Origin of the sequence: Streptomyces rubrogriseus, from assembly GCF_027947575.1 — a bacterium.
Lineage (GTDB): Bacteria > Actinomycetota > Actinomycetes > Streptomycetales > Streptomycetaceae > Streptomyces > Streptomyces rubrogriseus.
Map to the genome: position 1 here is coordinate 5,867,122 of NZ_CP116256.1, position 24,787 is coordinate 5,891,908.

General features: G+C 73.7%; 1 protein-coding gene and 1 pseudogene. Both read left to right on the forward strand.

Annotated elements, in window-relative coordinates:
* Positions 1–208: 208 nt before the first annotated feature.
* Positions 209–13,901 (forward strand): annotated as a pseudogene (locus Sru02f_RS38095) (type I polyketide synthase).
* Positions 13,902–14,043: 142 nt separating this feature from the next.
* Positions 14,044–24,756 carry an SDR family NAD(P)-dependent oxidoreductase gene (locus tag Sru02f_RS26660; protein WP_409351425.1) on the forward strand — a complete coding sequence of 3,571 codons (10,713 nt, stop codon included), beginning with the start codon at positions 14,044–14,046 and terminating at the stop codon, positions 24,754–24,756.
* Positions 24,757–24,787: the final 31 nt, after the last annotated feature.

The following is a 24,787-nucleotide window of genomic DNA, read 5'->3' on the forward strand; positions in this document are numbered from 1 at the left end:
GTTCCACCGCCCGCTCACTGCTCGGCAATGGGCCGGTCATCAGGCATTCCAGCGGCGGCAGTTACCACACCGTGACTGATCACCTACCCGGTGTTTCTAGTCTTTCGTCACATTGCTTGCAAGGTCTGGAAGAGGTTTCGGGTCGCGGCCGCGTGGATTTTCCGCGGGCAGATGTCCGAACGACACAGCCAGGAAAGGGCAGCCGAGCGTGGTCACCAGTGAGAACAATTCCGTAGCAGCCGGGGCGCACACCGGGCAGGTGGAGCGGATCGCTGTCGTGGGACTGTCCTGCCGGCTCCCCGGGGCCGCGGATCCCGCGGCGTTCTGGGAGCTGCTGCACAGCGGTTCCGACGCCGTGACCGAGGTGCCGCCGGGCCGCTGGGACGTGCCCGCGGACGCGGTGCCCGGCTCGTCCGGGGCCCGGCGCGGGGCGTTCCTGGACGGTGTCGACCGGTTCGACGCCGGGTTCTTCGGCATCTCGCCGCGCGAGGCCGCCGCGATGGACCCGCAGCAGCGGCTCGTGCTCGAACTGACGTGGGAGGCCCTGGAGGACGCCGCGATCGTCCCGGCGTCGCTGCGCGGCAGCAGGACCGCCGTGTTCGTGGGCACCCTGCGCGACGACTACACCAACCTGCTCTACCAGTACGGGGACGAGGCGGTCACCCAGCACACGATGGCCGGGGTGAACCGGGGCGTCATCGCGGGCCGGGTCTCGTACCACCTGGGGCTGCGCGGTCCGAGTCTCACGGTGGACTCGGCGCAGTCGTCGTCGCTGGTCGCCGTGCACCTGGCGTGCGAGAGCCTGCGCAGCGGCGAGTCGACGACGGCCGTGGTGGCCGGCGTCAACCTCAATCTGCTGGCCGAGAACGCCACGACGGAGGAACGATTCGGCGCACTGTCCCCGGACGGTGTCTCGTACACCTTCGACGCGCGTGCCAACGGCTTCGTACCCGGCGAGGGCGGCGGCGTGGTGGTGCTCAAGCCGCTGTCGGCCGCCCTGGCGGACGGCAACCGGATCCATGGCGTGATCCGCGGCACGGCGGTCAACAACGACGGCGCCGCCGACGGACTCACCGTCCCCAGCGGCACCGCGCAGGAGCAGCTGATCCGCGAGGCGCACCGGCGCTCCGGGCTCGGCCCGAACGAGCGGGTCCAGTACGTCGAACTGCACGGCACCGGCACCCCGGTCGGCGACCCCGTCGAGGCCGCCGCGCTCGGCGCCGCCCTCGGCGCGGACCGCACCGACGCGGACGGCGCGCTGCGGGTCGGCTCGGTCAAGACCAACATCGGGCACCTGGAGGGCGCCGCCGGCATGGCGGGCCTGATCAAGACGCTGCTCGCCATCACCCACCGGGAACTTCCCGCCAGCCTGAACTTCCGGACCGCCAACCCGGCGATCCCGCTGGCCGAACTGGGTCTGGAGGTCCAGCGCGAGCTGTCCGCCTGGCCGCGTCCGGACCGTCCGCTGGTGGCCGGCGTCAGTTCGTTCGGCATGGGCGGCACCAACGCGCACGTCGTCGTCTGCGAGCCTCCCCTCCCGGCCGCGGAGCCGGACACCCTCACCGGCTCCGCGGCCCCCTCCTCGCTCTCCTGGGTGGTCACCGGGCACTCCGAGGAGGCGCTGCGCGGACAGGCCGCGCGGCTCGCCGAGTTCGCCGGCGCCGAGAACGCGCCCGACCCGCTCGACACCGGGTACTCGCTGGCGGCGGACCGTACGGTCTTCGAGCACCGCGCCGTAGTGGTCGGCGCCGACGGCGCGGCCCTGCTGGACGGTGTGCGGGCGCTGGCCGAGGGACGGCCGGGCGCCGGGGTGGTCCGGGGCCGCGGCGAGGCCGGTGCCACCGCTCTGCTGTTCACCGGGCAGGGGGCGCAGCGACCGGGCATGGGCCAGGAACTCTACGCCGAGCACCCCGTGTTCGCGGACGCCTTCGACGCCGTGGCCGAGCGGCTCGACCCGCTGCTGGGGCAGCCCCTGTGGGAGGTCATCGCCTCCGGAGCGGGCTTGGACGAGACCGGTCGCACCCAGCCGGCGCTGTTCGCGGTCGAAGTGGCGCTCTTCAGGCTGCTGGAGTCCTGGGGCGTGCGGCCCGGCTTCCTCGCCGGACACTCGATCGGCGAGCTGGCCGCCGCCCACGTCGCCGGCGTGCTGTCCCTCGACGACGCGGCGCGGCTGGTCGCGGCGCGGGCCCGGCTGATGCAGGCGCTGCCCGCCGGCGGTGCCATGATCGCCGTCGAGGCCACCGAGGAGGAGGTCCTCCCCCACCTGGAGGGACTGGAGGCGCGCCTGTCCCTCGCGGCGGTCAACGGGCCCGCCTCGGTGGTGATCTCGGGCGAGGCGGACGCGGCCGCGGACGTGGCGGCACGGCTCGCCGAGGCCGGGCGCCGGACGAAGCGCCTCACCGTCTCGCACGCCTTCCACTCGCCCCTCATGGACGGCATGCTCAAGGAGTTCCACAAGGTCGCCAAGGAACTCACTTACCACGCCCCGCGGATACCCGTCGTCTCCACCCTCACCGGCGCTCTCGCCTCCGGCGACGACCTGCGCACCCCCTGCTACTGGACGGAACAGGTCCGGCGCGCCGTCCGCTTCGCCGACGCCGTACGGACCCTGGACGGGCTCGGCGCGACGGTCCTCCTGGAGGTCGGCCCGGACGCGGTCCTCAGCTCCCTCGCCGACGCCACCCCCACGCTGCGCGCCGGGCGCCCCGAAACCCGGACGCTGCTCGCCGCGGTCGCCACCGCGTTCGTCCGTGGCGCCGACGTCGACTGGCGCGCGGTCCACGCGGACGCCGGCGGCCGCTCCGTGCCGCTGCCCACGTACGCGTTCCAGCGCCGCAGCCACTGGTTCGACGCCACGGCCCGCAAGGAGGTGCGGGCGCTCGCCCCGGTGGCCGACGAGGAGCGGTCACCGGCCGCGGCGTCTGGCGCTGCGCCGGCCGGCCGGGCCGAGCGTCTGCGGTTCGCCGAGCAGCTGGTGACGAGTCATGTCACCGCCGTCCTCGAGTACGGGGACGGCGAACGGCTCGATCCGCGCGTCCCGTTCCAGAAGCTCGGGTTCACCTCGTTGATGACGACGGAACTGCGTGCCGCCCTCGCCGAGGCCACCGGGCTGGCCCTGCCCGGCAGCCTGCTCTTCGACCACCCCACCCCGCGGGAACTGACCGCGTTCCTCGCCACGCGGCTGGCGGACGCGACCGACGAGCCGGACGCCGGGGAGGAGTTCGCCCGGCCCGCCGACGCCGACGAACCGATCGCGATCGTGGGTATGGCCTGCCGCTTCCCCGGCGGGGTCACGTCCCCGGAGCAGTTGTGGAAGCTCGTGTCGGAGGGCGGCGACGCGATCACCGAGTTCCCCGTGAACCGAGGCTGGCCCGACGACCTCTACGACGCCGACCCCGACCGCCCCGGCCGCAGCGCGGTCCGGCACGGCGGATTCCTGCACGACGCGGGCGAGTTCGACGCCGCCTTCTTCGGCATCTCGCCGCGCGAGGCGCTGGCCATGGACCCGCAGCAGCGGCTGCTCCTGGAGTCGGCGTGGGAGGCCGTGGAGCGGGCCGGGATCGACCCGGAGACGCTGCGCGGTTCCCGTACGGGCGTCTTCGTCGGCGCCACCGCGCTGGAGTACGGCCCGCGGATGCACGAGGCGCCCGAGTCCGTCCAGGGCAGTGTCCTGACCGGCAGCACGGCGAGCGTCATGTCCGGCCGGATCGCCTACCAGCTCGGGCTGCTCGGACCCGCGGTCACCACCGACACCGCCTGCTCGTCCTCGCTGGTCGCGCTGCACCTGGCGATCCGCTCCCTGCGCTCGGGCGAGACCAGCATGGCGCTGGCCGGCGGTGCGACCGTGATGTCGTCGCCCGGCATGTTCGTGGAGTTCTCGCGGCAGCGGGGTCTGGCGCCGGACGGGCGCTGCAAGTCCTTCGCCGCGGACGCGGACGGCACCGGCTGGAGCGAGGGCGTCGGCCTGCTGCTCGTCGAGCGCCTCTCCGACGCCCGCCGCAACGGCCACCGGGTACTGGCCGTGCTGCGCGGTTCCGCCGTCAACCAGGACGGCGCCTCCAACGGCCTCACCGCGCCCAACGGCCTGTCGCAGCAGCGCGTCGTCCGCCAGGCCCTGGCCGACTCCGGTCTGGCGGCCACCGAGGTCGACGCGGTCGAGGCGCACGGCACCGGCACCCGGCTCGGCGACCCCATCGAGGCCGAGGCCCTCATGGCCACCTACGGAAGCGGCCGGGACGGGCTCGCGCCGGTGTACCTGGGCTCCTTGAAGTCCAACATCGGCCACGCCCAGGCGGCCGCCGGTGTCGGCGGTGTCATCAAGATGGTCGAGGCCATCCGGCACGGGGTACTGCCCCGGACGCTGCACGTCGACGAGCCGTCACCGCGCGTGGACTGGAACGCGGGCGCGCTGGAGCTGCTCACCGAGGAGCGGGCCTGGCCCGACACCGGCCGGCCCCGGCGGGCCGCCGTGTCCTCCTTCGGCATCAGCGGCACCAACGCGCACGTCGTGCTCGAACAGGCCCCGGACGCGCCGCCGCCGTCCGCCGCGCCGCCCGCCGTCCGGGCTCCCGCCGTGCCCGCACCCTGGCTGCTGTCGGCCCGGGACCCCGACACGCTCCGGGCCCAGGCCGAGCGCCTGCGGGCGTACGCGGACGGTGACCGGGCGCCGGAACCGGCGGCGATCGGCCGGGCGCTCGCCACCACCCGTACCGCCTTCGAGCAGCGCGCCGTCGTCCTCGCCGCGGACCGGGACGGCTACCTGGCCGGTCTGGACGCGCTGGTCCGGGGCGCGGACGCGCCCGGCGTCGTCACCGGCAGCGCCCGGGGCGCGGGCCGCACCGCGTTCCTCTTCACCGGTCAGGGCGCCCAGCGGGCCGGCATGGGCCGGGAGCTGTACGCGCGCCATCCGGTGTTCGCCGAGGCCCTGGACGCCGCGCTCGACGCGCTCGACGCCCATCTGGACCTGCCGCTGCGCGAGGTGCTCTTCGCCGCGGAGGGCAGCCGCGAGGCCGCCCTGCTCGACGAGACGACGTACACGCAGCCCGCGCTGTTCGCCCTCGAAGTGGCACTGTTCCGGCTCCTGGAACACCACGGTGTCACCCCCGGTCTGCTGGCCGGGCACTCGGTCGGTGAGCTGTCCGCCGCGCACGCGGCCGGGGTGCTGAGCCTGGACGACGCCGCGAAACTGGTCGCCGCGCGCGGCCGGCTGATGCAGGCCGCCCGCTCGGGCGGTGCCATGATCGCCGTCGAGGCCGCCGAGGAGGAGGTCCTTCCGTACCTGGAGGGACTGGAGACACGGCTGTCCCTCGCGGCCGTCAACGGACCCGCGTCCGTGGTGATCTCCGGCGACGAGGAGCCGGCCCTCGAGGTCGCGGAACTGCTGCGGGCGTCGGGCCGCAGGACCAAGCGGCTCACGGTCTCGCACGCCTTCCACTCCCCGCACATGGACGGCATCCTCGACGCGTTCCGCGAGGTCGCGTCCACGATCGCCTTCTCGGCGCCCACCGTGCCGATCGTCTCCACGGTGACGGGCCGGCTCGCCACCGAGGCCGAACTCACCTCGCCCCACTACTGGGCGAACCAGATCCGCGCGGCCGTCCGCTTCCTCGACGCGGCCCGCGAACTCGCCGCCCAGGGCGCCACCGTGTTCGTCGAGGCCGGACCGGACGCCGTGCTGACCGCGCTCACCCGGGGCGCGCTGGAGGACACCGGGGCCACGGCCGTGGCGTTGATGCGGGCGGGCCGTCCGGAGGCCGAGACGCTGGCCCAGGGCCTGGCGGGCGCCCACGCCGCGGGGGCCGCCCTGGACGCGGCGACGTTCTTCCCCGGCGCCGGCACCGCCGACGGCCTGCCGACGTACGCCTTCCGGCGCACCCACTACTGGCTGGCGCCCGCGTCGCCCACCGATGCCCGCAGCCTCGGCCTGGACGCCCCGGAGCACCCGCTGCTGTCCACCTCCGTGGAACTGGCCGACCGGGAGGACACGCTGTTCACGGGGCGGCTGTCGCTGAGCGGCCACCCCTGGCTCGCGGACCACACCATCGGCTCGACCGTGCTGGTACCCGCCACCGCCTTCGTCGAGCTCGTCATGGCGGCCGGCGACCACCTCGGCGCCGGCCGGGTCGAGGACCTCACGCTGGAGGCACCGCTGCCGCTGACCGGCCGGGACGCCGTGCGGGTCCAGATCGCGGTCGGCGCCCCGGACGCCTCGGGGCTGCGGCCGTTCTCCGTCCACGCCCGTCCCGACACCGGCGACGACGGCACCGTCCGCCCCTGGACCCGGCACGTGACCGGTGCCCTCGCCACCGAGGCCGCCGTCCCCGAGCCCGACCCCGCCTTCGGCGTCTGGCCACCGCAGGGCGCCGCGGCCGAGCCGCTGGAGGGCGTGTACGACCGGCTGGCCGCGCTCGGCTACCACTACGGACCGGCCTTCCAGGGGCTGCGGGCCCTGTGGCGGCACGGCGAGGACCTGTACGCGGAGGTGCGGCTGCCGGACGAACACCGGGAGACCGCCGCAGGCTTCGGCGTGCACCCCGCGCTGTTCGACTCCGTCCTGCACCCCCTGGTGCTGGACGCGGGAGCCGACGGCGACTCCGGACGGATCCGGCTGCCCTTCGCCTGGTCCGGGATCGGCCTGCACGCCACCGGCGCCACCGGCCTGCGGATCCGGATCTCCCCCGACGGTCCGGACACCTACCGCGTCTCCATGGCGGACGACACGGGCGCCCCGGTCGCCGGCGTCGAGTCGCTGACGCTGCGCCCGGTCGACGCCCGTCGGCTCGCGGCCGACGCCGACGCCGCCCCGGCCGCCGCGCTGCACACCGTGGAGTGGACCCCCGTCCCCCTCCCGGCTAGGCGACGGTCCGGACTGGGCGGAGGCGGTCGACGGCCTCGACGCCGCCGCGGGCTCCGGCATCGTGGTCGTACGGCCGTCCGGCGCGCCCGACACCGCCGAGGGCGCGCACCGGCCCGTACGCCACGCGCTGGAGCTGGTCCAGCGGTGGCTGGCCGACGAACGGTTCGCCGACGGACGGCTGGCGTTCGTCACCCGGGGTGCCGTCGCGGCGCTGCCCGGCGACGACGTCACCGGCCTCGCCGCGGCACCGGTGTGGGGCCTGATCCGCTCGGTGCAGTCCGAGCACCCGGACCGCGTCGTGCTGGTGGACCTCGACGGTGACGACGACCGTCTGCTGCCCGCGGCTCTCGCGGCCGGGGAACCCCAACTCGCCGTCCGCGGCGGCAAGCTGTACGCCCCGCGGCTGGCCCGCCGCGACCCCGAGCCGGTGCGGAACGGGCCGGCCCCGGCTCCGGCTCCGGCACCGGCCCCGGCTCCAGATCCGGACGGCACCGTGCTCGTCACCGGCGGCACCGGCGGGCTCGGCGCGCTCCTCGCCCGGCACCTCGTCACCGAGCACGGCGTGCGCCATCTGCTGCTCAGCAGCCGCCGCGGCCCCGGCACGCCGGGCGCCGACGAGCTGCGGTCGGAACTGACCGCGCTGGGCGCCGAGGTGACCGTGGTCGCCGCCGACGCCGCCGACCGGGACGCCCTCGCCGGACTGCTCGCCGCCGTCGACCCCCGGCATCCGCTGACGGCGGTGGTGCACACCGCGGGCGTCCTCGACGACGCGACCGCCCAGTCGCTCACACCGGAGCAACTGGCCAGGGTGCTGCGCCCCAAGGTCGACGCGGCCCGGCATCTGCACGAGCTGACGAAGGACCTCGACCTGGCGGCCTTCGTGCTGTTCTCCTCGGTGTCCGGCATCACCGGCACCGCGGGCCAGGCCAACTACGCGGCGGCCAACACCTATCTGGACGCCCTGGCCGCGCACCGCCGCGCCTCCGGGCTGCCCGCGACCTCGCTCGCCTGGGGCCTGTGGGACGCCTCGCACGGCATGGGCGGCACCCTCGGCGATTCCGACCTCGCCCGCTGGGCCCGCGCCGGGATGACCCCGCTCACCCCGGAGCAGGGACTTGCCCTGTTCGACACGGCGCTGGAGAGCACCGAGCCGCTGCTGGTACCGGTGGCGCTGGACCTGACCCGCTTCCGTACCGGCGCCGAACCGCTGCCCGCGCTCCTGCGCGGACTCGTGCGCACCCGTGCCCGTCGCGTCGCACAGACCGGTGCGGGCACCGGGGGCGCCGGATCGGACTGGGCGCGCCGGATCGCGGCACTGCCCGAGGACAAGCGCCGCGACGCCGCCCTGGGCCTGGTCCGGGACACCGTCGCCGCGATCCTCGGCCACGCGGGCGGCACCTCCGTCGACCCCGAACGCGCTTTCAACGACATCGGCTTCGACTCGATGGCCGGCGTGGACCTGCGCAACCGCCTGGGCGCCGCCACGGGTCTGCGGCTGCCCGCCACGGTGGTCTTCGACCATCCGACGCCCGGGGCCGTGGCATCCCATCTGCTCTCCCGGGTCTCCGAGTCCTCGCGGCCGGCCGTCGGGCCGACGCCGGCCCGGCGGCGCGGCCCGGCCGACGAGCCGATCGCGATCGTCGGTATGGCCTGCCGCTACCCCGGTGGAGTGTCCTCGCCCGAGGAGCTGTGGCGGCTGGTGGCGGACGGCGTGGACGCCGTCACCGAGTTCCCGGTCAACCGGGGCTGGGACCTGGAGGGCCTGTACGACCCGGACCCGGAGCAGACCGGTACCTCGTACGTCCGCGAGGGCGGCTTCCTGCACGACGCCGACCTGTTCGACCGGGAGTTCTTCGGCATCTCCCCGCGCGAGGCGACGGCCACCGACCCGCAGCAGCGGCTGCTGCTGGAGACCGCCTGGGAGACCTTCGAGAACGCCGGTCTCGACCCCGCCCTGCTGCGCGGTTCCAACACCGGTGTGTTCACCGGCGCGATGTACGACGACTACGCGTCGCGGCTGGCGTCCGCTCCGGATGAGTTCGAGGGGTTCCTGCTCGCCGGGAACCTGTCCAGCGTCGTGTCGGGCCGGCTGTCCTACACGTACGGCCTGGAGGGTCCGGCGGTCACCGTGGACACGGCGTGCTCGTCGTCGCTGGTGGCGCTGCACATGGCGGCCGGTGCGCTGCGTGCCGGGGAGTGCGACCTCGCGCTCGCGGGCGGGGTGACGGTGATGAACGGTCCCAGCACGTTCGTGGAGTTCTCGCGGCAGCGGGGTCTGTCGCCGGACGGGCGCTGCAAGTCCTTCGCCGCGGGCGCCGACGGCACCGGCTGGAGCGAGGGCGTCGGCCTGCTGCTCGTCGAGCGGCTCTCCGACGCCCGCCGCAACGGCCACCAGGTACTCGCGGTCGTCCGCGGCTCGGCCGTCAACCAGGACGGCGCCTCCAACGGCCTCACCGCACCCAACGGCCCCTCCCAGGAACGAGTCATCCGCCAGGCCCTGGCCAACGCCGGCCTGACCCCCGCCGACGTCGACGCCGTCGAAGCACACGGCACCGGCACCACCCTGGGCGACCCGATCGAGGCACAGGCACTACTGGCCACCTACGGCCAGGAACGACCCGACGGACGCCCCCTCTACCTCGGCTCACTCAAGTCCAACATCGGACACAGCCAGGCCGCCGCCGGAGTCGGCGGGATCATCAAGATGATCCAGGCGATGCGCCACGAAGTACTGCCCAAGACCCTGCACGTCGACGCACCGTCCCCGCACGTCGACTGGGAGACGGGCACCCTGGCGCTCCTCACGGAGGAGGCCCCCTGGCCGGCCGCCGGCCGGCCGCGCCGGGCGGGCGTGTCCTCCTTCGGCATCAGCGGCACCAACGCCCACGTGATCGTGGAGGAGGCACCCGCGGCACCCGTGGACCGCCGCCCGGCCGCCGGCCCCGAGTCCCCGGGCGGCGTGGTGCCGTGGATCGTGTCCGGGAAGGACGAGACCGCGCTGCGGGCCCAGGCAGGCAGGCTGCACCAGCACGTGCTGGAGCACCCGGACCTGTCTCCCGCCGACGTCGGCCTCTCCCTCGCGACCACCCGCGCGGTCCTGGACGAGGGGGCGGCCGTCGTCGGCGCCGACCGCGAGTCGCTGCTGCGGGGTCTCGCGGCGATCGAGCGCGGTGAGTCGGCCGGAGTCGTCCGGGCCCGTTCGGCACGGCCGGGGAAGACCGCGTTCCTGTTCACCGGGCAGGGCAGCCAGCGGCTCGGCATGGGACGCGAACTCTACGAGAGCAGTCCCGTGTTCGCGAAGGCGCTGGACGAGGTGTGCTCCCGGTTCCGGGCCGAACTCGCCCGCCCGGTCAAGGACGTGCTGTTCGCCCGGGAGGACTCCGCGACCGCCGCCCTGATCGACCAGACCGCGTTCACGCAGGCCGCGCTGTTCTGCATCGAGGTCGCGCTGTACCGGCTCTTCGAGCATCACGGATTCACTCCCGACTACCTTCTCGGCCACTCCATCGGCGAGGTCACCGCCGCGTATCTCGCCGGGGTGCTCGACCTGGACGACGCCTGCTGCCTGGTCGCCGAACGCGGCCGGTTGATGCAGGCCGCCCGCGAGGGGGGCGCGATGGCCGCCGTGCAGGCCTCCGAGGAGGAGGTGTACGCCTCGATCGCGCCGTACGGCGACGCGGTGGGCATCGCCGGCGTCAACGGTCCCGAGTCGATGGTGATCTCCGGGGACGAGGACGTCGTGGAGGAGGTCACCGCGGCCTGGCGGGCCAGGGGTGTCCGCACGAAGCGGCTGCCGGTGTCGCACGCCTTCCACTCCGCGCACATGGACGAGATCCTCGACGAGTTCCGCGAGGTGGCCTCCGGGCTGTCCTTCCGGGCGCCGCGCATCCCCGTCGTGTCCAACGTGACCGGCACCCTCGCCACCGACGCGCAGCTGACCTCGCCGGACTACTGGGCCACCCACATCCGGGAGGCGGTGCGCTTCCTGGACGGGGTGCGCTTCCTCGAGGCCCAGGGCGTCACCGACTTCCTGGAACTCGGCCCGGACGCGGTACTCACCGCGCTCACCCGGGGCAGCCTGGATGAGGGCGCCGGTGCCCTGGTCGCGGCGCTGCGCCGGGGCCGGCCCGAGGCCGAGACCGTCGCCGCGGCGATCGCCGCACTGCGGCTGCGCGGCGCGGCCCCCGACTGGGACACGGTCTTCCCCGGCGCCCGTCGGGTCGCCCTGCCGACGTACGCCTTCCAGCACGAGCGGTACTGGCTGGACGGTGCGGAGTCACCCGCCGACGCGGCGGGGCTCGGCCTGTCCGCCGCCGATCATCCGCTGCTCGGGGCCGCCGTGCGCATGGCGCACCGCGACGAGTACCTGTTCACCGGCCGCCTGTCCCGCCGTTCCCAGCCCTGGCTGACCGAGCACGCGGTGCACGGCACGGTGCTGGTGCCGGCGACCGGGCTGCTGGAGCTGGCGGTGCGGGCCGGCGGGCAGTTGGGCGCGGAGCGGGTCGAGGAGCTGACGCTGTCGGCACCGCTGGTCCTGCCCGAGCAGGGCGGTGTCCAGGTGCAGCTCGCGATCGGCGAGGCCGACGGTGCCGGGCGGCGCACGGTCGAGGTCTTCTCTCGGCTCGACGACGGCGACGTCGCCGCGGACCGCCCGTGGACGTCGCACGCGAGCGGGGCCCTGACCCCGGTCGCCGGCGTCTTTGACGAGCCGCCGCTGCCGTGGCCGCCCGCCGGTGCCCGCGAGGTGCCGCTCGACGGGGCCTACGACCGGCTGACCGACTCGGGTTATGCCTACGGTCCGGCCTTCCGGGGCCTGCGGCGGGTCTGGCGCGGCGACGGCGAGATCTACGCCGAGGTCGCCCTGCCCGAGGAGCAGCGCGCCGGCGCCGGACGGTACGTCCTGCACCCGGCCCTGCTCGACGCCGCACTGCACCCGCTGCTGCCGGGCGTCGCCGACCAGGACCGCGCGGCGCTGCTGCCGTTCGCCTGGTCCGGGGTGACCGTGCACGCGACCGGCGCCTCCGTGCTACGGGTCCGGCTCGCGCTGTCCGGACAGGACTCGGACACGCTGGAGGCGGCGTTGACGGTGGCGGACGGAACCGGTGCCCCAGTGGCCTCGGTCGAGTCCCTGCTGCTGCGCCCGCTGTCCAAGGACGCACTGCGCGAGGCCGCCTCCACCGCCCGCGACGGACTCTTCCGCGTCGCCTGGAACACCCTGCCCGCCACCGACACCACCGCCACCGACACCACCGGCTGGGCCGTCGTCGGCGACGTGACAGTCGACGGAGCGAGCAGGCACGCGAGCCTGGACGCGGTGAGGGCCGAGGGCTCCGTCCCCCGGACGGTTGTGTTCACCCCGCCCGTCCCGGACGGTGACGTGCCGGAAGCGGCCCACACCGCCCTGCGCGACGCCCTCAACGCCACACAGTCATGGCTCGCCGACGAACGCACCAACGACACCACCCTCGCCGTCGTCACCCGCGGCGCCCTCGCCACCCGCGAAGGACAGCCCACCGACCCCGCACAGGCCGGCCTGTGGGGCCTGCTCCGCGTCGCCCAGACCGAAAACCCCGGCCGCATCACCCTCATCGACACCGACACCGACACCATCCCCACCACCGCCCTCACCAGCCACGAACCCCAACTCGCCCTGCGCGACAACACCCTCCTCGTCCCCCGCCTCGCCCGCACCACCAACCAGCACACCGAACAGCCCCGCTGGGACCGCGGCACCGTCCTCATCACCGGCGCCACCGGCGCCCTCGGCACCGTCCTCGCCCGCCACCTCGTCACCCGGCACGGCACCCGACACCTCCTCCTCCTCAGCCGACGCGGCACCAACGCCCCCGGCGCACGAGAACTCCAGCAGGAACTCACCACCCTCGGCGCCACCGTGACCATCGCCGCCTGCGACGCCGCCGACCGAAACGCCCTCACCTCCCTCCTCCACACCATCCCCGCCGAACACCCCCTCACCGCCGTCGTCCACACCGCCGGCACCCTCGACGACGGTCTGCTCTCCTCGCTCACCGAGGAGCGGCTCGCCGGTGTACTGCGTCCGAAGGTCGACGCGGCCTGGAACCTGCACGAACTCACCAAGGATCTCGACCTGGAGGCATTCGTCCTCTACTCCTCCGTCGCCGGCCTGATCGGCAACGCCGGCCAGGCCAACTACGCCGCCGGGAACACCTTCCTGGACGCCCTCGCCCAGCACCGCAGGGCACTCGGACTGCCCGCCGTCTCCCTCGCCTGGGGCCTGTGGGACCAGGCCAGCACCATCAGCGGACAACTCGACCAGACCGACCTGCGCCGGCTCGCCCGGCTGGGCCTGCTGCCGCTGTCGTCCGCGGACGCGATGGAGCTGTTCGACGCGGCTCCGGCCACCGGCGAGGCGGTGCTGGCCGTCACCCGGCTGGACACCGGCGCACTGCGCAAGCAGGGCGAGCGTCTGCTCCCGCTGCTGCGGGACCTCGCGCCGGCCGCGCCGCGCCGTGCGGCGGCGGGCACCGGCGGTGCCGACGGCGGCCCCTCGCTGGCGGAGCGGCTCGGTGCCCTGCCGGACGAGGAGCGGCGCGTCGAGGCCCTGACGGATCTCGTGCGCACCCAGGTGGCCGCGGTGCTCGGCCACTCCGACCCCGGTTCCGTCGACCCCGGCCGGGCCTTCCAGGAGCTGGGCTTCGACTCACTGACAGCAGTCGAGCTCCGCAACCAGCTGAGCACCACGAGCGGACTGCGCCTGCCCACCACCCTGGTCTTCGACCACCCCACCCCCGCCGCCCTCGCCGCCCATCTGCGGCAGCGGATCACGGTCGAGGAGGGAGCGGCGGCCACGCCGGTCCTCGCGGATCTGGACAGGCTGAAGTCGGCCATCCGGACCGCTTCGGCGGACCGGGACGCGTTCGACCGGATCACCGACCGGCTGCGCGAGTTGCTGGACATCGCCGACACGGCGAACGGCACCGCGACCGGGGACGACGACACCGACCGGGACCTGGACACAGCCAGCGACGAGGAGCTGTTCGCCCTCCTCGACGACCTCGGCTGACCGGGGCACCGGACAGCGACACGCGGATCCGCCGGCCGGCGGGCAGCACACGGACGCGCACGAGCCGCGCCTGCGCCCCGCCGGCCGCACCGCCAACCAACCATCATCCACGAGCCACACCACGTCGGGGAGCTGAAATCACGTGGCCAACGAGCAAGAACTCCGCGAGTACCTCAAGCGGGCGATCGCCGATGCGCGCGACGCGCGCAGGCGCCTGCGCGAAGCCGAGGACAAGGCCCACGAGCCCATCGCGATCATCGGCATGGCGTGCCGCTACCCCGGAGGGGTCGCCACGCCGGAGGACCTGTGGCGGCTGGTCGACGACGGTGTGGACGCGGTCGGCGGCTTCCCCGCCAACCGCGGGTGGGACCTGGAGCGGCTGTACGACCCGGACCCGGACGCGGCGGGCACCTCGTACACGACCGAGGGCGGTTTCCTGCACGGGGCCGACGAGTTCGACCCGGAGTTCTTCGGGATGTCGCCGCGTGAGGCCCTCGCCGTGGACCCGCAGCAGCGGCTGCTGCTGGAGACCACCTGGGAGGCGTTCGAACGGGCCGGCCTCGATCCGGCGTCGTTGCGCGGCAGCCGCACCGGCGTCTTCACGGGTCTGATGTACAACGACTACGGCTCCCGCCCGAACCTCCCCGCCGAGGGGAACGAGGGCTATCTGTTCAGCGGCAGCGCGGGCAGCATCGCCTCGGGCCGGCTGGCGTACACCTTCGGGCTGGAGGGCCCGACGGTCACCGTGGACACGGCGTGCTCGTCGTCGCTGGTCGCCCTGCACATGGCGGCCGGTGCGCTGCGTGCCGGGGAGTGCGACCTCGCGCTCGCGGGCGGCGCGGCCGTGATGTCCACGCCGACCGCCTTCGTCGAGTTCTCCAGGCTGCGCGGACTGGCTCCGGACGGTCGCTGCAAGTCCTTCTCCGAGCACGCCGACGGCACCGGCTGGGCCGAGGGTGTCGGCCTGCTGCTGGTCGAGAAGCTGTCCGACGCCCGCCGCAACGGCCACCGGGTGCTGGCGGTCGTCCGCGGCTCGGCCGTCAACCAGGACGGCGCCTCCAACGGCCTCACCGCGCCCAACGGCCCCTCCCAGGAACGGGTCATCCGCCAGGCGCTGGCCCACTCGGGTCTCACCCCCGCCGACGTGGACGCCGTCGAGGCGCACGGCACCGGTACCTCGCTCGGCGACCCGATCGAGGCGGAGGCACTGCTGGCGACCTACGGCCAGGAGCGGGCGGAGGGGCGTCCGCTGTACCTGGGCTCGCTGAAGTCCAACATCGGGCACAGCCAGGCCGCCGCCGGGGTCGGCGGGATCATCAAGATGGTGCAGGCGATCCGGCACGGTGTGCTGCCCGCGACCCTGCACTCCGCGGAGCGTTCGAGCCGGGTCGACTGGGAGGCGGGCGCGGTCGAGCTGCTGACCGAGGCGCGGCCCTGGCCGGAGACCGGGGCACCGCGCCGGGCCGGAGTGTCGTCGTTCGGCTTCGGCGGCACCAACGCGCACGTGGTCATCGAGCAGGCCGTGGAGCCGACGGACGAGGATGCCCGGGACGGGGACGAGCCCACGTCCGAGGCCCCGGCGCAGGCGAATGTCCCGGCGCCGCCGGTGCTGCCGTGGGTGCTGTCCGGGCGCACCCGGGAGGCCGTGACCGCTCAGGCACGCAGGCTGCTGTCGTACGCGACGGAGCACGAGGAGGTCGAGCCCGCCCATGTCGCGCAGTCACTGATCCACGACCGGTCGGTTTTCGACCACCGTGCGGTGGTGGTGGGGGCGGACCGGGAGGAACTGCTCACCGGACTACAGGCCCTGGCCGACGGCCGGCCCACCCCCACCAACGTCGTCCAGGACACCAAACACACCGGGAAGACCGCCTTCCTCTTCACCGGCCAGGGCGCCCAGCACACCGGCATGGGCATGGACCTCTACCACACCTACCCCGCCTACGCCCACGCCTTCGACACCATCGCCACCCACCTCGACCCCCACCTCGACCAACCCCTCCACCACACCATCACCACCGGCCACCACCTCCACCAGACCGGCAACACCCAACCCGCCCTCTTCGCCACCGAAGTCGCCCTCTACCGACTCCTCGAAACCTGGGGCATCACCCCCGACTACCTCACCGGACACTCCATCGGCGAACTCGCCGCCGCCCACATCTCCGGCATCCTCACCCTCCAAGACGCCTGCACCCTCGTCACCGCCCGCGCCCGCCTCATGCAAAACCTCCCCACCACCGGCACCATGATCGCCCTCCAAGCCACCGAAGAAGAAATACTCCCCCACCTCACCGGACACGAACACCACCTCACCATCGCCGCCATCAACAGCCCCACCTCCCTCGTCATCTCCGGCAACCAAACCGCCGCCAACCACATAGCCGCCAAACTCACCGAACAAGGCAGAAAAACCAAAACCCTCACCGTCTCCCACGCCTTCCACTCCCCCCACATGGACGGCATGCTCCACGACTTCCACCACACCGCCGCCCAACTCACCTACCACCAACCCACCATCCCCATCGTCTCCACCCTCACCGGAAACCTCGCCACCCACAACGACCTCCGCACCCCCACCTACTGGACCGACCAACTCCGCAACACCGTCCGCTACACCCAAGCCCTCCACACCCTCCACACCGCCGGCGTCACCACCTACACCGAAATCGGCCCCGACGCCACCCTCACCCCCCTCACCACGAACACCATCGGCGACACCGACGGCACAGCAGCCATCGCCACCCTGCGCGCCGGACGGCCCGAGCCGCGGCAGGTACTCGCGGCGGTCGGCGAGTTGTACGCACGTGGCCGGCGCGTCGACTGGGACGCGTTCTTCGGCGGCCGGCCCGGCCGGTCCGTGTCCGTGGACCTGCCGACGTACGCCTTCCAGCGCGACCGGTACTGGCTCGACGTCACGGAGGCCGCCGCCGACGCCTCCGGCCTCGGGCTGACCCCGACGGACCACCCGATCCTCGGTGCCACGCTCGATCTGGCGGACGGCGAGCAGACCGTCTTCACGAGTCGGCTGTCCCTGCGCACACATCCCTGGCTGGCCGACCACACCGTGGCCGGCACCACTCTGCTGCCGGGCACGGGCTTCGTGGAACTTGCCGTGCTGGCCGGTCAGCGCCTGGGCTGCCCGCGGGTCGAGGAGTTGACGCTGTCGGCTCCGCTGGTCCTGCCGGAGCGGGACGGCGTGCGGGTACAGCTCGTGGTCGGCGAGGCCGACGGCGCGGGCCGCCGGGCGGTCGACGTGTACGCACGTCCCGACGGCGGCGACGAGACACCCGGCGCCGTTGCCGAGGCCCGCCAGTGGACGGCTCTCGCGAAGGGCGTGCTGGCGCCCGCCGCCGGAACCGGCACGGCGGCGGACGGTCTGCCGGTCTGGCCGCCGACGGGCGCGAGTGAGGTGCCGCTCGACGGGGCCTACGACCGGCTGGCGGTCCAGGAGTACGAGTACGGTCCGGCCTTCCGGGGCCTGCGGCGGGTCTGGCGCGGCGACGGCGAGATCTACGCCGAGGTCGCCCTGCCCGAGGAGCAGCGCGCCGGCGCCGGACGGTACGTCCTGCACCCGGCCCTGCTCGACGCCGCACTGCACCCGCTGCTGCCGGGCGTCGCCGACCAGGACCGCGCGGCGCTGCTGCCGTTCGCCTGGTCCGGGGTGACCGTGCACGCGACCGGCGCCTCCGTGCTCCGCGTGCGACTGACCCTCACCGGGTCCGACGTGGCGGCGTTGACGGTGGCGGACGGAACCGGTGCCCCGGTGGCCTCGGTCGAGTCCCTGCTGCTGCGCCCGCTGTCCAAGGACGCACTGCGCGAGGCCGCCTCCACCGCCCGCGACGGACTCTTCCGCGTCGCCTGGAACACCCTGCCCGCCACCGACACCACCGCCACCGACACCACCGGCTGGGCCGTCGTCGGCGACGTGACAGTCGACGGAGCGAGCAGTTACGCCGACCTCGGCGCCGTGGCGAACGCCGATCCCGTCCCGGGCACCGTCCTGTACGCCCCGCCCGTCCCGGACGGTGACGTGCCGGAAGCGGCCCACACCGCCCTGCGCGACGCCCTCGCCACCACGCAGTCCTGGCTCGCCGACGAACGCACCAACGACACCACCCTCGCCGTCGTCACCCGCGGCGCCCTCGCCACCCGCGAAGGACAGCACACCGACCCCGTACAGGCCGGCCTGTGGGGCCTGCTCCGCGTCGCCCAGACCGAAAACCCCGGCCGCATCACCCTCATCGACACCGACACCGACACCATCCCCACCACCGCCCTCACCAGCCACGAACCCCAACTCGCCCTGCGCGACGACACCCTCCTCGTCCCCCGCCTGGCCCGCACCACCAACCAGCACACCGAACAGCCCCGCTGGGACCGCGGCACCGTCCTCATCACCGGCGCCACCGGCGCCCTCGGCACCGTCCTCGCCCGCCACCTCGTCACCCGGCACGGCACCCGACACCTCCTCCTCCTCAGCCGACGCGGCACCAACGCCCCCGGCGCACGAGAACTCCAGCAGGAACTCACCACCCTCGGCGCCACCGTGACCATCGCCGCCTGCGACGCCGCCGACCGAAACGCCCTCACCTCCCTCCTCCACACCATCCCCGCCGAACACCCCCTCACCGCCGTCGTCCACACCGCCGGCACCCTCGACGACGGTCTGCTCTCCTCGCTCACCGAGGAGCGGCTCGCCGGTGTACTGCGTCCGAAGGTCGACGCGGCCTGGAACCTGCACGAACTCACCAAGGATCTCGACCTGGAGGCATTCGTCCTCTACTCCTCCGTCGCCGGCCTGATCGGCAACGCCGGCCAGGCCAACTACGGCGCCGGGAACACCTTCCTGGACGCCCTCGCCCAGCACCGCAGGGCACTCGGACTGCCCGCCGTCTCCCTCGCCTGGGGCCTGTGGGACCAGGCCAGCACCATCAGCGGACAACTCGACCAGACCGACCTGAAGCGCATGGAGCGCACCGGGCTGCTGCCGCTGTCGTCCGCGGACGCGATGGAGCTGTTCGACGCGGCCCCGGCCACCGGCGAAGCGGTCCTCGCGGCAACCCGGCTGAACCTGGGTGCCCTGCGCAAGCAGAGCGACGGCCCGCACCTCCTCTTCCGCGGCCTCGTCCCGGCCGCCCCGCGCCGGGCGGCCGCCGCGCAGGCCGACGGCGGTTCGTCGCTGGAGCAGCGGCTGGCTCCGCTGTCCGCGGCCGAGCGCGAGCAGGCGCTCACGGATCTCGTGCGCACCCAGGTCGCGGCGGTGCTCGGACACTCGGACCCCGGCACGATCGAGTCCGGCCGGGCCTTCCAGGAGCTGGGCTTCGACTCACTGACGGCGGTCGAACTCCGTAACCGGCTGAGCACCACGAGCGGACTGCGCCTGCCCACCACCCTGGTCTTCGACCACCCCTCCCCCGCCGCCCTCGCCGCCCATCTCTCGGCGGAGCTGTTCGGCGAGCAGGAGTCGAACGTGCCGGCCGTGGTGGCCGCCGACTCGGCGTCCCTGGAGCCGATCGCGATCGTCGGCATGGCCTGCCGCTACCCGGGCGGGGTGTCCTCGCCCGAGGAGCTGTGGCGGCTGGTGGCGGACGGCGTGGACGCCGTCACCGAGTTCCCGGTCAACCGGGGCTGGGACCTGGAGAACCTGTACCACCCGGACCCGGACCACGTGGGGACGACGTACGCCCGGGGCGGCGGCTTCCTGCACGACGCCGACCTGTTCGACGCGGAGTTCTTCGGGATGTCGCCGCGTGAGGCGCTCGCCGTGGATCCGCAGCAGCGGCTGCTGCTGGAGACCGCCTGGGAGACGGTCGAGAACGCCGGCATCGTCCCCGCGTCGCTGCGCGGCAGCCGCACCGGTGTGTTCACCGGCGTGATGTACCACGACTACGGCTCCCAACTGAACACGGTCCCCGAGGACCTGGAGGGCTATCTCGCCAGCGGCAACGCCGGCAGTGTGGCTTCGGGCCGGGTCTCGTACAACCTGGGCCTGGAGGGTCCGGCGGTCACCGTGGACACGGCGTGCTCGTCGTCGCTGGTCGCCCTGCACATGGCGGCCGGGGCGCTGCGTGCCGGGGAGTGCGACCTCGCGCTCGCGGGCGGGGTCACCGTCATGTCGAGCCCGACTTCCTACGTGGAGTTCTCACGTCAGCGGGGTCTGTCGCCGGACGGCCGCTGCAAGCCGTTCGCGGCCGCCGCCGACGGCACCGGCTGGAGCGAGGGCGTCGGCCTGCTGCTCGTCGAGCGCCTCTCCGACGCCCGCCGCAACGGCCACCAGGTACTCGCGGTCGTCCGCGGCTCGGCCGTCAACCAGGACGGCGCCTCCAACGGCCTCACCGCACCCAACGGCCCCTCCCAGGAACGAGTCATCCGCCAGGCCCTGGCCAACGCCGGCCTGACCCCCGCCGACGTCGACGCCGTCGAAGCACACGGCACCGGCACCACCCTGGGCGACCCGATCGAGGCACAGGCACTACTGGCCACCTACGGCCAGGAGCGGGCGGAGGGGCGTCCCCTCTACCTCGGCTCACTCAAGTCCAACATCGGACACAGCCAGGCCGCCGCCGGAGTCGGCAGCGTCATCAAGATGATCCAGGCGATGCGCCACGAAGTACTGCCCAAGACCCTGCACGTCGACGCACCGTCCCCGCACGTCGACTGGGAGACGGGGGCGGTCGAACTTCTCACCGAGGCACGGGAGTGGCAGACGTACGGCCGTCCGCGCCGCGCCGCCGTCTCGTCCTTCGGCATCAGCGGCACCAACGCCCATGTGGTGATCGAGCAGACGGAGCCGACCGGCCGGCCCGAGCAGCCGGAGTCGGCGTCCGCCACCCCGCTGCCGGCCGTCCCGTGGGTGCTGTCGGGCCGGACCCCGGAGGCCGTGGCCGGGCAGGCGCGGCGGCTGCTGTCACACGTCGAGGCACGCCCCGAAGCGTCCCTGATGGACATCGGTCTCTCGCTGGCGGTCGGCCGGTCGCAGTTCGAGCACCGGGCGACGGTCGTCGGCGCGGACCGCGAGGAACTGCTGGCCGGGCTGCGGACGCTGGCTTCCGGTGCCACGACGCAGACAGCGGTACGGGACACCAGGCACGCCGGGAAGACCGCGTTCCTCTTCACCGGCCAGGGCGCCCAGCACACCGGCATGGGCATGGACCTTTACGACACCTACCCCGCCTACGCCCACGCCTTCGACACCATCGCCACCCACCTCGACCCCCACCTCGACCAACCCCTCCACCACACCATCACCACCGGCCACCACCTCCACCAGACCGGCAACACCCAACCCGCCCTCTTCGCCACCGAAGTCGCCCTCTACCGACTCCTCGAAACCTGGGGCATCACCCCCGACTACCTCACCGGACACTCCATCGGCGAACTCGCCGCCGCCCACATCTCCGGCATCCTCACCCTCCAAGACGCCTGCACCCTCGTCACCGCCCGCGCCCGCCTCATGCAAAACCTCCCCACCACCGGCACCATGATCGCCCTCCAAGCCACCGAAGAAGAAATACTCCCCCACCTCACCGGACACGAACACCACCTCACCATCGCCGCCATCAACAGCCCCACCTCCCTCGTCATCTCCGGCAACCAAACCGCCGCCAACCACATAGCCGCCAAACTCACCGAACAAGGCAGAAAAACCAAAACCCTCACCGTCTCCCACGCCTTCCACTCCCCCCACATGGACGGCATGCTCCACGACTTCCACCACACCGCCGCCCAACTCACCTACCACCAACCCACCATCCCCATCGTCTCCACCCTCACCGGAAACCTCGCCACCCACAACGACCTCCGCACCCCCACCTACTGGACCGACCAACTCCGCAACACCGTCCGCTACACCCAAGCCCTCCACACCCTCCACACCGCCGGCGTCACCACCTACACCGAAATCGGCCCCGACGCCACCCTCACCCCCCTCACCCAGCAAACCCTCGACAACACCACCGCCATCCCCCTCCTCCGCCACAACCACCCCGAAACCCACACCCTCCTCACCGCCATCAGCCGACTCCACAACCGCGGCATCCCCATCAACTGGAACCACCTCTTCACCAACACCCACGCCACACACACCCCCCTACCCACCTACGCCTTCCAACACGAACGGTTCTGGCTGAAGGGGTCGGCGCAGTCCGGCGACGCGGGCCAGGGGCTCACTCCGACGGGTCATCCGCTGCTGGGTGCCGCGGTCACCGTCGCGGGCGCCGATCAGGTGCTGTTCACCAGTCGGCTGTCGCTGCGCAGCCATCCGTGGTTGGCCGAGCAGGCGGTGTTCGACGCGCCCGTACTGCCCGTCTCCGCCCTGGTGGAGCTGGCCCTCCGTGCGGGCGACGAACTGGGCGTCCCGGGCGGGCTCGCGGAGCTGGACCTGCGCGCGCCGGTCGTTCTGCCCGAACAGGGTTCTCTGCAGCTCCAGTTGGGCGTGGGTCCGACGGACGAGGCCGGACGGCGGCCGTTCACCCTGCACAGCAGGCCGGACGACTCGGACGCTCCCTGGAAGGTGCACGCCCATGGCGCCTTCGAGTCCGTGGACGGCGGTGCCACGCCCACCGGTCCGTCGCCGGACGCGGACGCGACCGATGTGCGGCTGGCCGAGGAGCTGTTGCCGGACGCCGCCCGCTACGAGCTGCATCCGGCCCTGCTGGAGGCGGCGGTCATGGTGGCTGCGGGGACCGGGGAGGCCGGTACCACGCCGGTACCGGCCCACTGGCGGGGCGTGCGGCTGCACGCGTCGGGTGCCACCGCCGTACGGGTCCGGGTCGGCGTCCCGGACGAGAACGGTGTCACCGTGCTGCTGTCCGACGCCGCAGGGCAGCCTGTCGTCACGGTCGAGAGGCTGACCTTCCGGGATGTCCCGGACGCCGAGTTCGCGGTGGCCTCCGAGGCCGGCCGGCCGCTGTTCCGGCTCGACTGGGACCGGACCGCGCTGCCGGAGCCCGCTTCTCCGGTGCGCTGGGGTGTCCTCGGTGACGGCGTCCGGTTCGACGGACCGGCCGACGACATCGTGGCGTTCGAGGATGTGGCGGCCGTCGGCAAGGCGGCCGAAGCGGGCGAAGCAGCCGGTACCGGCGCCCCGGTGGACGCGGTGCTGGCCAGGGTGACGTCCGAGGGGGCCGGCGACGCGCCGACGGCCGCGCACACGGCTGCGCGCCGTGCGCTGGACCTCGTACAGGACTGGCTGGCCGACGACCGTCTCGACACCACCCGGCTGGTGGTGGCGACACGAGGAGCGGTGCGCGCCGATGGGGAGGAAGGCGCCCCGGACGTCGGCGCGGCCACCGTCTGGGGGCTGCTGCGCTCGGCGCAGGCGGAGGCCCCCGACCGGATCGTGCTCGTCGACCTGGACCACGCCGACGCGGGCACGGCACCGTCGGTGTCGCCTGCCTCGCTGTCCGCGCTCGTCGCGTCGGGCGAGCCGCAGGCGGCGCTGCGCGGCGGCGAGACCCTCCTGCCGCGGCTGCGCCGGCTGCCGTCGGAGGCGTCCGACACCTCCCCGGCCGAACCGGTCTGGGACCCGGAGGGCACCGTGGTCGTCACCGGTGGTACGGGCGCGCTCGGCAGTCTGTTCGCCCGGCATCTGGTCACCGAGCACGGAGTACGCAACCTGCTGCTGCTCAGCCTGCGGGGCCAGGAGGCGCCGGGGGCCGGCGAGCTGATCGCCGACCTCGCCGCGCTCGGCGCCCGGGTCACCGTACGGGCCGTGGACGTCGCCGACCGGGACGCGCTCGCCGCCGTCCTGGCCACGGTGCCGGACGGCCACCCGCTCACCGGCGTGGTGCACGCTGCGGGCGTCCTGGACAACGGCCTGGTCTCCGCGCAGACGCCGGAGAGCCTGGCCACCGTGCTGCGGCCCAAAGCGGACGCGGCCTGGCATCTGCACGAGCTGACGAAGGACATGGACCTGTCGGCGTTCGTGCTGTTCTCGTCGAGCGTGGGCGTCGTCGGCGGGCCCGGCCAGTCCAACTATGCGGCGGCCAACGCCTTCCTCGACGCGCTCGCCGAGCACCGGGCGCGGCTGGGTCTCCCCGCGACGTCGCTCGCCTGGGGACTGTGGGACCTCGGCCACGGGATCAACGCGGGCCTGGACGCCAACGACCTCAAGCGGTTCGGCCGGGAGGGGTTCCGCCAGATCTCGCCCGAGGCGGGCACGGCGCTGTTCGACGCGGCACTGGACGGTTCCGCGGCGACGGTGGTGGCCCTGCCGGCCGACCTGTCCGTGATGCGGGCGCACGGCCGTGTCCCGGCGGTCTTCGGCGCTCTGGTGAGGGTGCCGAACCGGCGCACCGCCCAGTCGGGGACGGTCGCGGCGGAGTCGTTCGCGCAGCGCCTGGCCGGGCTGTCCGTACCGGAGCGGCGGCAGGCGGCCCTGGACCTGGTGCGGGCCGAGGTCGCCGCCGCGCTGGGGCACTCGGGACCGGACGCCGTGTCGGCCGAGCGCGCCTTCCAGGAGATGGGCTTCGACTCGATGACCGCGGTCGAGCTGCGCAACCGGCTCATCGCCGCGAGCGGGGCACGGCTCGCCGCCGCGGTGGTCTTCGACCACCCGACCCCGCAGGCCCTCGCCGAGCATCTGCTCGGCGAGGTGGCACCCGAGGGCGCCGGCGACCCCGCACAGCCGCTGATGTCCGAGCTGGACCGGCTGGAGGCGTCGCTGGCGGCACTCGCCGACGACGGCCGCACCCGGTCCGCGGTCTCCGTTCGGCTGCAGACGATCCTGTCCCGGCTCAACGAGGCCGCCGGACCGGACGAGAGTTCCGACGTGGTGAGCAGTCTCGATACCGCGTCGGCCGACGACCTCTTCGACTTCATCGACAACCAGCTCGGACGATCGGCGAACTGATGGTCCCCGACCCCGAATTCCGCCCCCATCC